This window comes from Acidiphilium sp. (assembly GCF_049977125.1).
In the GTDB taxonomy this organism is placed as follows: domain Bacteria; phylum Pseudomonadota; class Alphaproteobacteria; order Acetobacterales; family Acetobacteraceae; genus Acidiphilium.
Genome location: NZ_JBMFGY010000011.1, coordinates 1 through 12,973, shown reverse-complemented (window position 1 = coordinate 12,973; position 12,973 = coordinate 1). Strand labels below are relative to the sequence as shown.

General features: G+C 68.0%; 10 protein-coding genes. 4 read left to right on the top strand and 6 right to left on the bottom strand.

Annotated features, from left to right (window positions below):
• Positions 1–125 precede the first annotated feature (125 nt).
• Positions 126–842 (bottom strand): HugZ family protein, encoded by a 717-nt coding sequence (locus ACP5E6_RS03425; protein WP_427951687.1) that lies wholly within the window; start codon positions 840–842, stop codon positions 126–128.
• Positions 843–907: 65 nt separating this feature from the next.
• Between ACP5E6_RS03425 and ACP5E6_RS03420 the strand changes: the two genes are divergently transcribed.
• Both ACP5E6_RS03420 and ACP5E6_RS03415 read left to right on the top strand, forming a co-directional pair.
• On the top strand, positions 908–1,609 hold the full coding sequence (locus tag ACP5E6_RS03420) for a response regulator (RefSeq protein WP_427951684.1): 702 nt from the start codon (positions 908–910) through the stop codon (positions 1,607–1,609).
• Positions 1,606–3,237, top strand: a complete 1,632-nt coding sequence (locus ACP5E6_RS03415) for a stimulus-sensing domain-containing protein (protein ID WP_427951682.1) — start codon at positions 1,606–1,608, stop codon at positions 3,235–3,237. The genes ACP5E6_RS03420 and ACP5E6_RS03415 overlap by 4 nt, the downstream gene beginning before the upstream one ends.
• A gap of 258 nt (positions 3,238–3,495) precedes the next feature.
• On the opposite strand, the gene ACP5E6_RS03410 is transcribed toward ACP5E6_RS03415, so the two are convergent.
• The 5 genes from ACP5E6_RS03410 to ACP5E6_RS03390 are packed head-to-tail and all read right to left on the bottom strand — an operon-like array spanning position 3,496 to position 10,256.
• Positions 3,496–4,191 (bottom strand): glutathione binding-like protein, encoded by a 696-nt coding sequence (locus tag ACP5E6_RS03410; protein WP_427951679.1) that lies wholly within the window; start codon positions 4,189–4,191, stop codon positions 3,496–3,498.
• Positions 4,192–4,213: 22 nt separating this feature from the next.
• Positions 4,214–5,473, bottom strand: coding sequence for a hypothetical protein (locus ACP5E6_RS03405; RefSeq protein ID WP_427951676.1), 1,260 nt, complete (start codon positions 5,471–5,473; stop codon positions 4,214–4,216).
• Positions 5,470–8,697 carry an AsmA-like C-terminal region-containing protein gene (locus ACP5E6_RS03400; RefSeq protein WP_427951674.1) on the bottom strand — a complete coding sequence of 1,076 codons (3,228 nt, stop codon included), beginning with the start codon at positions 8,695–8,697 and terminating at the stop codon, positions 5,470–5,472. Before ACP5E6_RS03400 ends, ACP5E6_RS03405 begins: the two co-directional genes overlap by 4 nt.
• A 30-nt stretch (positions 8,698–8,727) precedes the next feature.
• A complete protein-coding gene (gene pncA / locus ACP5E6_RS03395) occupies positions 8,728–9,339 on the bottom strand; it encodes a bifunctional nicotinamidase/pyrazinamidase (protein WP_427951671.1) in 612 nt (203 codons plus the stop codon).
• Positions 9,340–9,341: 2 nt separating this feature from the next.
• A complete protein-coding gene (locus tag ACP5E6_RS03390; protein WP_427951668.1) occupies positions 9,342–10,256 on the bottom strand; it encodes an SMP-30/gluconolactonase/LRE family protein in 915 nt (304 codons plus the stop codon).
• A 150-nt stretch (positions 10,257–10,406) separates the two neighbouring features.
• On the opposite strand from ACP5E6_RS03390, the gene ACP5E6_RS03385 reads away from it, so the two are divergent.
• Complete coding sequence (locus tag ACP5E6_RS03385) at positions 10,407–11,153, top strand: SDR family oxidoreductase (RefSeq protein WP_427951666.1); 747 nt, start codon at positions 10,407–10,409, stop codon at positions 11,151–11,153.
• A gap of 11 nt (positions 11,154–11,164) precedes the next feature.
• Positions 11,165–12,946, top strand: a complete 1,782-nt coding sequence (locus ACP5E6_RS03380) for an IlvD/Edd family dehydratase (protein WP_427951664.1) — start codon at positions 11,165–11,167, stop codon at positions 12,944–12,946.
• The last annotated feature ends 27 nt before the right edge of the window (positions 12,947–12,973 follow it).

Genomic DNA, 12,973 nt, shown 5'->3' with positions numbered 1-12,973 from the left:
GATAAACGCGGGCACGATAAACGCGGGCACGATAAACGCGGGCACGATGAACGCGCGCGGCGTCGGTCAACACCGGGCCACCAACCCTGCCGGGCCGCTCCGGCTCGCCCCATCGGCGGTGCGCCTCACGCATCGGCGAACCTGGGGTCGGTCGCCAGTTCGGTCATGAAATCATCATAAACCCGCAGGCCGCGCCGAAACCCCAGCCGCAGCACCACCGCTTCGCGGACCAGGTCGAACCCGTCGGGGTCGAGTGTCGCCACCCGCCAGCCCGCGCCCTCGCCGCCATGCCGCGCGGCGATGGCATCGAGCCGTGCGGCCTGCGCGCCGTTCGCGGCGGCGATGGCGGCGGCCGCGGCGTCGGCATTGTTCAGCGCCTCGGTCACCGGCGCCAGCCGATCGACGCTGAGAGTCGCCGCGCGCGCGAAGCCACCGACGTAGCGGGCCGCGACCGGCTCGAGCCGGTACACGCCGAAATCGGTGTATCCCGCATAGAACTCGGCATAGGGATGGATCGCGAGATAGCGGGCGCGATCCGCCGGATCATCGCTGCGCGTCGCATCGCACACCAGCGAGAGCCGTGCCGCGGTCTGCGGATTGCGCTCGCTCGCCTCGCCGCTGACCATCAGCGCGCAGCGCGGATCGCGATCGAGCGCGCGGGTATGCGCCGATAGCTGCGAGAGCAGCAGGATCACCGCGCCATCGAGCGCCACCGCCGGCGTCACCAGGGCGAGTGCGGGGTAGTCATCCTCCAGCACAGCGAGGCTGCCCACCCGCGCCGCGCGCAGCAACATCCGCGCCTCGCGGTGGATATCGTTATGGAGTTCCCTCAGGTCTTGCATTGTCACCACATTCCCGCCACGTCACTCCGGCATTACTACGACAGATTACCCGTTGAAGCAGAGACATGAAACATACAATCGCCCTGGTTGACGATGACCGCAATATCCTCGAATCGGTCCAGATGACATTGGAGCAGGAAGGCTTCCTGGTCCGCACCTACACCGACGGCGAATCCGCCCTTCAGGGGCTGATGGCGCGGCCGGTCGATCTCGCCGTGCTCGACATCAAAATGCCGCGCATGGACGGGATGGAGCTGCTCCAGCGCCTGCGCGCCCGCTCCGCCATGCCGGTCATCTTCCTGACCAGCAAGGACGATGAGCTCGACGAGCTGATGGGCCTGCGCCTCGGCGCCGATGACTACATCACCAAGCCGTTCAGCCAGCGCCTCCTCCTGGAACGCATCCGCACCCTGCTGCGCCGCAACGAGGCCAGCCGTGCCGAGGGCGCCGGCGCCATTCCCGCCGGGCTGATGGCGCGCGGCCACCTCACCCTCGACGAGACCAAGCATCAATGTCTCTGGAAAGGGCTGGACATCCAGCTCACCGTCACCGAATTCCTTCTGGTCAAGGCGCTGGCGACACGGCCGGGCATGGTGAAATCGCGCGACCAGCTGATCGATGCCGCCTATGGCGAGAGCGTCTATGTCGACGACCGCACGATCGACAGCCACATCAAGCGCCTCCGCCGCAAATTCCGCGCCCTCGATGAGGAGTTCGACCAGATCGAGACCCTGTACGGCATCGGTTATCGCTACAAAGAGGCATGAGCGTTCCGCCGCCGCCGCCGTGGCGCATGTCGCCGCTGCTGCGGCGCATCCTTCTGGTCAACGCCTTGCCGCTGGCGCTGATCGTCGCGGCCCTTCTCTATCTCGATCAGTATCAGCACGGGCTGTTGACCGCCGAGGTCACCGCCCTGCGCGAACAGGCGCGGATCTATGCCGGCGCGCTGGCCGAATCGGCGGTGCAGCCCAACGCCGCCAATCAACCAACGATCAACGCCGATCTCGCCCGCCCCCTGCTCTACCGGCTGATCGAGCCGACCCCGAACGCCCAGGCGCTGATCTACGGCGCCGATGGCCAGGTGATCGCCAATTCGCGCATCCGCCAGGGGCCGGGTGGCGCGATCATCACCGAACCGCTGCCCTCGGTGCGCCCGCGCGACGACTTCGCCCGCGCGATCAGTTTTCTCTACGACCAGTTCCTGGCCTTCCTGCCCAATCCCGAGATTGCCCCGGCCGGTTCGGGCAGCGAAGCGGCGGGGCTGGGCTGGCAGCCGAGCGTGCGCGAGGCCCTGCGCCTGACCAGCACGCCCGCCCATCATCAGGCCGCCCCCTACATCCGCCGCGCGCCCGATGGACGCCTGCTGATCACCGTGGCCGAGCCGATCATCCGCTCGAAGCAATCCGTCGGCGTCGTGCTGCTGACCCGCGAGGCGACCGAGGTGGATCGCGCGGTATTCGCCATCCGCGTCTCGATTCTCGCCCTGTTCGGCCTCGCTTTGGCGCTGACCGTGCTGCTCTCGGCCTATCTCGCGCGCACCATCGCAACCCCGCTGCTCCGCCTCGCCGCCTCGGCCAACCGGCTGCGCGAGGGCCGTGCGGCGATGGCCGAGCCGGTCCCCCCCGCGATCGCGGCGCGTTCGGATGAAATCGGCACCCTCGCCCGCGCCCTCGCCGATTCCGCCCACGCGCTCTGGGCGCGGATGGACGCGATCGAGCGCTTCGCCGCCGATGTCGCGCATGAAATCAAGAACCCCCTGTCCTCGATCCGCTCGGCGATCGAGACCATCCGCCGGATGGACGATCCCGCGCGCGCTGCCCGCCTGTTCGACATCATCGCCCAGGACGTGCAGCGGCTGGACCGGCTGATCTCCGACATCAGCGATTCCTCGCGCCTCGATTCCGAAATGTCGCGCACCGCGCTCGAACCGGTCGATCTCGCGCCCATCCTCTCCGCCTTGGCCGAAATCCACGAGGCGACGCGCAAGGACCGCGACCCGGTGATGCTGCTCGACGCCCCGAAATCCGGCCTCGTGGTGCGCGGCGCCGAGGGGCGCCTGGTGCAGGTGCTGCGCAACCTGATCGGCAATGCCGCCTCGTTCAGCCCGCCGAACGGCAAAATCTGGCTGCGCGGGCGTGAAACCGGCAGCATGATCGAAATCGCGGTCGAGGACGAAGGGCCAGGCATCCCCGACGCCAAGCTCAACGACGTGTTCGACCGGTTCTATTCCGAACGGCCGCAATCGGAGAGTTTCGGCAGCCATTCCGGACTCGGCCTGTCGATCTCACGCCAGATCATCGAGGCGCATCTCGGCCGCATCATGGCGGAAAACCGGCGCAACGCCTCGGGTGCCATCATCGGCGCCCGGTTCGTCATCCGGGTGCCAAAAGGATAACGCTAGAGCGTGATGCTTTCAGCGTAACGCTCTAGATCTTTATTTTTTCGAGCGATTTCATGCAATTATGTTGCCGCTGCCGCGTCAACTTAATCGCATATCGCTCTAGAGCACTTTCCGATCCCATTGGATCGGATGTAGTGCTCTAGGATATTGATAAATAGAGCATTCTCATCCGATCAGATGACTCCATCTGATCGGATAATGCTCTAGCCCCGCCGATCCCCCGATCCTCCTCATCCCAGCATCACGCAGGTCTCACCGCACGTGCTGGGCGGTCTGGCCGAACAGGATTTTCTTCGACTCCTCGGTCACCGTCGCGGTCTGCGAGACCGACTTGGCCTTCTCATACGCGCGCAATGTCGCCGGACGCGTCCGGATCGCGTGAAACCAGCGTTTCAGATGCGGAAAATCCTCGAGTGACTGGCCCTGACGCTCATACGGCACAATCCAGGGATAGCAGGCCATGTCGGCGATCGAATAATCCCCCGCGATGAAGTCCCGATCGGCCAGGCGCTGGTTCAGCACCCCATAGAGGCGGTTGGTCTCATTGACATAGCGCGTGATCGCGTAGTCGAGCCGTTCCGGCGCATACTGGCTGAAATGATGGTTCTGCCCGAGCATCGGGCCAAGACCGCCCATCTGCCAGAACAGCCATTCCATCACCTCGGTCCGGCCGCGCAGGTCGGCGGGCAGGAATTTTCCGGTCTTCTCCGCCAGATAATGCAGGATCGCCCCCGATTCGAACACGCTGATCGCCGCCCCGCCATCGGCGGGCGCGGTATCGATAATGGCGGGGATCCGGTTGTTCGGCGCAATCCTGAGAAAATCCGGCGCGAACTGATCCCCCGCCCCGATATTGACCGGGTGGATCGTGTAGGCAGTGCCGCTCTCCTCGAGAAACATGGTGATCTTGTGGCCGTTCGGCGTGGTCCAGTAATAAAGCTCGATCATCGTTGCCTCCGTTGGTCGGTCATCAGGACTGTCGTTTCGCTATAGGACCCACGGCCGGTGATTGAAACCCGCCGATGCCGTGGCCATGCAGCAGAAGGGCGGCGATCACCAGCCCGATCGCCGCAAGCCCGATGGTGAACGCCGGCGGCAGCACCACCATCACCAGCGTGGCGAGCGCCGCCGCCACCACCCAGACGGCGGTGGCAAGCTGGGTTTGCAGGGCGCTGGCGGCGGCGGTCTCGCCTGCGGGAAATTCGGTCTGCACGCCATAGAACACCGCACCCGCCACCACATTGCTCAAAACATGCGCGCACACCACGAGCATGAACACCAGCTCGAGCCGCCGGGTCAGAAACGCCAGAACATACAGCAGCAGAAACCCCGCCATCGGCCACACCGCGGCACCACGCCGCCCCACCATCAGCCGCAGCACCACCTCCGGCACCACCAGCCGTCCGGCCAGCATGCCGCACCGCCGCCCGGCCAGCACCACGATCGGCGCCGCGACCAGGCCGATCACCGGCAGCGCGCCATAATGCCGCCGCGCCGCAAAGGCGGGCAGCCCCACCATCAGCGGCACGATCACCAGGTTCAGCGAGGGTTGCAGCATCAGGCTGCGCCATTTGGTTTCGGCACTGCGCATCGCCGCGAGGGTCGCGACCCAGCGCCCCGGCGTTTCCGGCCCGGCATAGTCGCGCAGCACGCCGGGGAAAAACAAGGTCGTGACATGAACCGTCCCGGCCAGCGCGAAACAGGCGGTCGCAAGCGGAAAAAACACGCCCAACCCCTCGCGCTCGAACCAGACCGTGCCGAAACCGACCCCCGCGACCATGCCGACCGCCATGAAAATCGCATCGAGCTTCAGCGCCAGCACAGCCCCGCGCCCGGCGCCGAACACATCGCGGATGAACCGCGACAGCGCCGGCAGGATCGCGCTGAACACGATGCCGAGCAGCAGCGCCACCAGCAGCAGACAGGCCGGCACACGATACCATCCGCTCAAATACAGCGTCAGAAACCCCGCCGTCGCGATCGCATAGCCCAGCCCGATCACCGCGCGCACGCCAAAGCGCCGGTTGAGCAGATGCGCGAGCCAGCCCCCCGCCAGCATCGGCACGCTGACCATGACGAAATCAAGCGCAAACAGCGCCGGCGCGACATGCTGGCGGGTGAAATACCCGTAGGTCGCGACATCGAACAACCCCATCGCGGTATCGAAGAAAAAGAAACCGAAATTGAGCAACAGATAGGCCGACAACTGCCACCGCCGGAGCGCGGTCATGGCGCGGCCGGCCTGGGTCGATGCGCCCTGATCCACCCGATCGCGGCATCGACATGCGGCCGCGCGACCGGCCGCGCCGCATCGCCGCTCAGCGCCAGCGTCAGCGATGGCGCCGATCGATGCCCCGCCACCACCGGTGCCGCGGTGATCGTCAGCTTCAACCGCCGTCGCGCCAGATCGATCGTGCCGGCGCCGTCCAGCCCGCCGGCATCCCCCGCGAGATCGGCGTGATCCAGCGTGAGAATACCCCCGGCCACCACCCCGGTCGCGCTGCCGGTGGCAAAGCCGGTGGCGCCCCCGCTCAGCGCATGACGCAGCAACCCGGCCGCCGCGATCCGGCCAATCCGCGGGCGCGCCGCCACCGCCCTGGCCAGCGCCGCCCCGGCAGCGGCCAGATCGATCCCGCGCAGCGCGAGGCCGGTGCCGGTCGCGGTGACGCGCCCGGCCAGGCTGGCGCCCCATGACGCCGGATCGGCACCCGTCGCCGTCAAAATCCCCGCCAGATCGAGCACCCCGCCGGTCACCGGCAGATCGATCCCGAAATCCGCGCCATCCGCCGCCAGCGTGGCGGCATCGGCATGATCGAGATGCCCGGCGAGGCTGAACGTCGCCGGCGATCGCGCAACCGCGCCGGTCAGCCCCGCCGTGCCCTCGAACGCGCCGCCCGCCACGCCCGCATGCCGGATTTTCAAGGTCAGATCAGGCGTTCCCCCGCTTGGCGTGCCCCCGCTTGGCGTAACCACAAGGCCAAACGTCGCCCCGGTCGCGATCGTGGTCTCGGCCCGATCGATCCGCGCCGCACTCACCACCGGCAGCGAGACGGCGATGCCGCCGCCCAGCGCCAGATCCGCCAACGCGAGCAGGCGGGACGGCGCCGGAATCGCCAATGTATCCGCCGCGATCCCCCCGCTCAGCAGCTTCGGCGTGGCCGTGGTCGCAAGGTTCAACCGCCCCGAGGCGGTCAGCGCGCCCAGCGAGAGCACGAAGCTCGACAATCCCACCATATCCGGCGTCGCGAACCCGCTCGCGCGCAGGCTGATCGACCCCGCCCCCGGCCAGTCCAGCCCGTTGCGCGCCCCGAGCAGCGCCGCACCGCCCAGATCGCGGATCAGCGCAACCGCATTCGGCGCATGCAGGCTCAGCGCCCCCGACCCGGTGCCGCTGACCAGATCGACCACCGGCTGCGCCGCGGCGCGGATCGGACCCAGATGCACCGTCACCCCGGTATGCAGCGCCGCCGCCGGCCCCGCCGCCACCAGAGCGACGGCGAAGCGATGATGCCACAGCGGCAACGCCAGCCCCGCCCGGTCGAGCACCCGCGCCCGATCCCCCCCGATCGCGCGTGCAGTCGCCGCGACCCCGATCGCGCGTGCAGTCGCCGCGACCCCGATCGCCCGCGCGATCGCGCCAAGCGACGTCCCGGCATCGCGCCCGGACATCAGCAGCCGCGCCGCGACGATACCGCCATCCCGCAGCCGCGCGCCATGTCCCACCAGCATCGCCTGGCCCAACCGCAGGCTCGCGAACCGCAGCGCGACGCCACCGCCCTGCGCCGCGTCGGCGAACGCGCCGTCGAGCAGCAAATGCGTGGCCGTGACAAGCGGCGCCGCCGCGCCATCCGCCCCCGGCACGATCCCCGGCACAATCCCCGGCACGATCAACGTGGCCGCCGAAACCGCGAACGGTCCGGTGATCGCCCCGCCCGCGCCCGCCAGCAACCGCGCCACCGATCGCAAACTCCGCCGGCGCAGAGTCAGCCGATCGAACCCGAGGCGGATCGCCACCCGAGTCGCCCGCTCGCCCGGATCGAGCACCAGCGCACCGGTGAACCGCGAGACCGGCGCCTCCTCGCCGCCGATACTGCCGTGCAACCCCGTCGCCTCGATCCCGTCGCGCCCCAGCCCGGCGCGCCCCAGCCTGTCGCGCCCCAGCCTGTCGCGCCCCACCGCGATCCGCCCGGCCACGCTCACCCCGCCGAGACCCGCCGGCCATGACGGCATCACCCCGAGCCGATCCCCCAGCGCGCCGAGCAGCCCCGCCGGATCAGGCGCCACCAGCCGGAACGCCCCCGTCACGCGCCCGCCCATCTCCCCCCGCCGCGCCATCACCAGATCGCTGGCGGTCACCACGGCGCCATGCCCCAGCGCCGCCCGCAGCGATGTCACCCGCAGCGCCGTGGCATCGCCGAGCAAAATCGCATCCAGCCGATCGACTGCGACGCCCCCGATCGTGCCGCCGCGCACCGCAACAACCCCCGCGAGCGGCACCACCCCCGCTACCGCGCGCAACAGGCCGAACCCGCGGCCAAGCCGCACGTTCTCGGCGGTCAGATCCAGCCGCAGCAACGGCGCCGGCCGCAGGTCGAGCACGGCGCGCCCCCCCACATGGCTGCCGCCCAGCGTGGCATCGATCCGCCGCAACACCAGCGCCGCGCCATCGACACTGAGCGCCGCGCGAAACAAGCCCGATTCCGGCGTCCCCCCCGGCATCACCCGCGCGAGCAGCGCCGGCGCCGCGCTGCCGGTCAGCACGCCGGCGAGCACGCTGGCGCGATCGAGACTGCCCTTGAAATCGAGCCGCGCCGCCGTGCCCTTGTCCAGGCTGAGCGAACCGGCCACCGGCGCCGGCGCGCTCCCGCCCGCGTTGTCGATGTCCAATGTCGCCTTCGCCGTCGCGCCATCCAGCATCACCGTGCCGGAGGCGGCCAGCACCGCATGCGGCCCGCCGGTGAAAATCGACAGATCGGCATGGTCGAACGTGATCGCGCCCAGCCGGAACCGGCCATCCACGATCGTGGCATGCAGCGAGGCCAGCCACGGCGGCGGCGCGATCGCGGCGGCCCCGCCCGGCAGCGGCCATGGCAGCGACACATCGGGCTTGCGCAGCGTCAGCGTGGTCGCGCGCAACCGCCCCAGCAGCAGAGGCCCGGGCGCCAGATCGAGCTTCAGAGTCGCCGCCGTGATCAACCCGCCCCGTGGACCGCCGATGGTGATGGTATCGGCGCGCAACTGCGGCTCCGGCAGCAGCGACAGCGCGATCGGCCCCGCGATCGTCACCCGCCGCCCCAGCGCATCGCTCGCCAGCCGCTCGATCGCCGCGCGGTGATAATTGCCCGAGGCGATTTCCGGCCCATACACCACCGCGAGCGCCACCCCCCCGATCACCGCGAGCACGGCAAACGCCCGCCGCGCGATCCGCCGCCGACGCTCCCCCGCCTCGCTCATAAGCGCGCCTCGTTCATGCGCGCGCTGGTATCAGACCAGGCCGCTCCGCGCGACCCCCGCCGCCGTCATCGCCGCCCACGCCGCCGCCAGCGACCCGTCCCGATCGATCGCCCGGCACGCCGGCTCGATCACCCGAGCCCCGAAGCCGAACCGCCGCGCATCCTGCGCCGACCACGCCACGCAATAATCCGTCGCCAGCCCGCATAAATCCACCGCGGCAATCCCCCGCGCCGCCAGATACCCGTCCAACCCGGTGCGGGTCGTCCGATCGGCCTCGAGAAACGCCGAATAGGAATCGATCATCCGGTTCAACCCCTTGCGCAGAATCAGCGCCGCGTGCGGTATCTCAAGCCCCGGATGCAGCGCCGCCCCGGCACTCGCCATCACGCAATGATCCGGCCACAAAATCTGCGTCGCCCCCGCCCAATCGATCGTCTCGAACGCCGCGCGCCCCGGATGCTGGCTGGCGAACGAGGCATGATCCGCCGGGTGCCAGTCCTGGGTGATCACAACGGTCGCATAATGCCGCGCCAGCGCGTTGATCAGCGGCACCACCGCATCGCCATCCGCCACCGCGAGCGGGCCGCCGGCGCAGAAATCGCGCTGCACATCAACCACAATAAGCGCCGTGTCACGCCTCATGCTCATACCATAGGATGGCCGCGCACGCCGATAAAGAGGGAATACACCGAGGTCGTCGCCGTCACGAACAGCCGGTTGCGCTTGACCCCGCCGAAACACAGATTGCTGACCATCTCCGGCAGATCGATCCGGCCCAGCGGCGTCCCATCCGGGGCGAACACCGCAACCGCGTTGCCCGCGCCGCAACTGGTCCAGACATTGCCATGCTCATCGAGCCGGAACCCATCGGCAAATCCCGGCTCGATCACCGTAAACACCGCCCCCGGCCCCAGCCGCGCGCCATCGATCACCTCATGCACCCGAATATGGTGCGGCCCGCCGTCCCGATGGGTAAAGCCGGTATCCGCCACATACAGCAACCGCTCGTCCGGGCTGAACGCAATCCCGTTCGGCCGCTCGTAATCCTCGGCCACCGCAACGATCGACCCCGCCGCCGGATCAAACCGGTACACCCGGCACGCCCCCTGATCACTCGCCGCGCGATGCCCCTCGTAATCGGTCATGATCCCGTAATCAGGGTCGGTGAACCAGATCGTCCCGTCCGATTTCACCACCACGTCATTCGGCGAATTCAGCTTCCTGCCCTCGAACTGATCGATCAGCACCGTCACGCTGCCATCGAATTCCGTGCGGCTGATGCAGCGCCGGCCATGCTCGCAGCTGATCAACCTGCCCTGCCGGTCGCGCGTATGCCCATTGGCATGGTGCGCCGGCGCGCGATACACATCCATCGCCCCGCCCGGCCACCAGCGCATGATCCGGTCGTTCGGAATGTCGCTCCACAACAGGCAATTCGCATCGCCGAACCACACCGGCCCCTCCGCCCAGCGAAACCCGGTCGCAATCCGCTCGACCGCCGCATTCATCAACAGCATCGCGCGCATCCGCGGATCATAAATATGAAATCCCTCGGTCATCCTCCCCCCCTGATACTTGCCGCTTCTGTCGGTTATTGGTAACCATCATGTATCAACCACACCAGTCTGGGTCCAGTCGCCCGTCCGGACAAGCGCAAAAACCCCGGCAAGCGTAAAAACCCCGGCAAGTGCAGAAACGAGGAAACCGGAATGTCACGATCAGGCCGCGTCGCCGGCAAAACCGCCTTCATCACCGCGGCCGGCCAGGGCATCGGCCGCGCCATCGCCGAGACCCTGATCCACGAGGGCGCCAGCGTCATCGCAACCGACCGTGACGCCACCCTCCTCGCCGCCCTCCCCGGCGCCCGCGCGCTCGACGTCACCGATCCGGCCGCGATCACCGCCATGGCGGACGCCCTCGGCCCGATCGACATCCTGGTCAACGCCGCCGGCTACGTCGCGCACGGCTCGGTGCTCGACGGCACCGAACCGGAGTGGCGCTTCTCCTTCGACCTCAACGTCACCGCGATGTTCCACACCATCCGCGCCTTCCTGCCCGGCATGCTGGAAAAGCGCGGCGGCTCGATCATCAACATCGCCTCCACCGTCGGCAGCATCAAAGGCACCGTCAACCGCTGCGCCTATGGCGCCTCCAAAGCCGCCGTGATCGGGCTGACCAAATCCGTCGCGGCGGATTTCATCACCAAAGGCATCCGCTGCAACGCGATCTGCCCCGGCACGGTCGAAAGCCCGTCGCTGCGCGGCCGCATCGCCGCCCTCGCCGCGTCCCGCAATACCGACACCGCGACAATCGAGGCGGAATTCGTCGCCCGCCAACCCATGGGCCGCCTCGGCACGCCCGATGAAATCGCCATGCTCGCCCTCTACCTCGCCTCCGACGAATCCCGCTTCACCACCGGCGTCGCCCATGTGATCGACGGCGGCTGGTCGAACTGAAAGTCACACCGATGAGCAACACCCCGACCAAGCTGCGTTCCGCCCAATGGTTCGACAACCCGGCCAATCCCGGCATGACCGCCCTATACCTGGAACGCTACCTCAACTACGGCCTGACCCGCGAGGAATTGCAATCCGGCAAGCCGATCATCGGCATCGCCCAGACCGGCAGCGACCTCTCGCCCTGCAACCGCCACCACATCGAACTCGCCAAGCGCGTGGCCGATGGCATCCGCGCCGCCGGCGGCGTGCCGATCGAGTTTCCCGTCCACCCGATCCAGGAAACCGGCAAACGCCCAACCGCGGCACTCGACCGCAACCTCACCTACCTCGGCCTGGTCGAAGTCCTGTTCGGCTACCCGCTCGACGGCGTGGTGCTCACCACCGGCTGCGACAAAACCACCCCGGCCATGATCATGGGCGCCGCCACCGTCGATCTCCCCGCCATCGTCCTCTCCGGCGGCCCCATGCTCGATGGCTGGTTCGAAGGCGAGCTGGTCGGCTCCGGCACCGTGGTGTGGGAAGCCCGCCGCCGCCTCGCCGCCGGTGACATCGCCTATGACAAATTCATCGACATGGTCGCCGGCTCCGCCCCCAGCGTCGGCCATTGCAACACCATGGGCACCGCCAGCTCGATGAACGCCCTGGCCGAGGCGCTCGGCATGTCCCTGCCCGGCTGCGCCGCCATCCCCGCCCCCTACCGCGAACGCGCGCAAATCGCCTATGAAACCGGCAAACGCATCGTCGACATGGTACACGAAGACCTCCGCCCCTCCCGCATCCTGACCCGCGCGGCCTTCGAAAACGCCATCGTCTGCGCCTCCGCGATCGGCGCCTCAACCAACTGCCCGCCCCACATCATCGCCATCGCACGCCACATCGGCGTCGAACTCGACATCGCCGACTGGGATCGGCTCGGCTACGAAATCCCCCTCCTGGTCAACATGATGCCGGCCGGCAAATATCTCGGCGAACGCTTCCACCGCGCCGGCGGCCTGCCCGCCGTCATCGGCGAACTGATCCGCCACGGCAAAATCCAGGAAGACGCCCTCACCGTGTCAGGCCGCACCATCGGCGCGGAAAATCGCGGCAAACGCAGCGTCGATGCCGAAATGATCACCGATTACGCCACCCCGCTGCACGAACACGCAGGCTTCGCCGTGCTCACCGGCAACCTGTTCCACAGCGCGATCATGAAAACCTCGGTCATCTCACCCGAATTCCGCGACCGCTTCATGCGCAAACCCGGCGATCACGACGCCTTCGAAGGCCGCGCCATCGTGTTCGAAGGACCCGAGGATTATCACCACCGCATCAACGACCCCGACCTGAACATCGATGCCGACTGCATCCTGGTCATCCGCAACTGCGGCCCGATCGGCTACCCCGGCTCCGCCGAAGTGGTGAACATGCTGCCACCCGACGCCCTGGTGCAAAAAGGCATCAACCAACTCCCCTGCATCGGCGACGGCCGCCAGTCCGGCACCTCCGGCAGCCCCTCCATCCTCAACGCCAGCCCGGAATCCGCCATCGGCGGCGGCCTGATGCTCCTGAAAACCGGCGATCGCATCCGGGTCGATCTGAAAACCCGCACCGCCAACATCCTGATCGACAACGCCGAACTCACCCGCCGCCGCGAAACCATGGCACTGCCCGAACTGCTGAACCAAACCCCCTGGCAAGAAATCCACCGCCGCTTCACCAGCCAACTCGAAACCGGCGCCGTGCTCGAACCCGCCATCACCTACCAACGCATCGCCGAACGCTTCGGCGTGCCCCGCGATAATCACTGAGACGACACGGCGCGGGTAAGGCAAGGC

What these genes read in the sequence shown, in the direction of transcription:
- ACP5E6_RS03425 (WP_427951687.1), bottom strand. Translation starts at nt 842, where the DNA reads ATGCAAGACCTGAGGGAACTCCATAACGATATCCACCGCGAGGCGCGG.
- ACP5E6_RS03420 (WP_427951684.1), top strand. Translation starts at nt 908, where the DNA reads ATGAAACATACAATCGCCCTGGTTGACGATGACCGCAATATCCTCGAA.
- ACP5E6_RS03415 (WP_427951682.1), top strand. Translation starts at nt 1,606, where the DNA reads ATGAGCGTTCCGCCGCCGCCGCCGTGGCGCATGTCGCCGCTGCTGCGG.
- ACP5E6_RS03410 (WP_427951679.1), bottom strand. Translation starts at nt 4,191, where the DNA reads ATGATCGAGCTTTATTACTGGACCACGCCGAACGGCCACAAGATCACC.
- ACP5E6_RS03405 (WP_427951676.1), bottom strand. Translation starts at nt 5,473, where the DNA reads ATGACCGCGCTCCGGCGGTGGCAGTTGTCGGCCTATCTGTTGCTCAAT.
- ACP5E6_RS03400 (WP_427951674.1), bottom strand. Translation starts at nt 8,697, where the DNA reads ATGAGCGAGGCGGGGGAGCGTCGGCGGCGGATCGCGCGGCGGGCGTTT.
- pncA (WP_427951671.1), bottom strand. Translation starts at nt 9,339, where the DNA reads ATGAGGCGTGACACGGCGCTTATTGTGGTTGATGTGCAGCGCGATTTC.
- ACP5E6_RS03390 (WP_427951668.1), bottom strand. Translation starts at nt 10,256, where the DNA reads ATGACCGAGGGATTTCATATTTATGATCCGCGGATGCGCGCGATGCTG.
- ACP5E6_RS03385 (WP_427951666.1), top strand. Translation starts at nt 10,407, where the DNA reads ATGTCACGATCAGGCCGCGTCGCCGGCAAAACCGCCTTCATCACCGCG.
- ACP5E6_RS03380 (WP_427951664.1), top strand. Translation starts at nt 11,165, where the DNA reads ATGAGCAACACCCCGACCAAGCTGCGTTCCGCCCAATGGTTCGACAAC.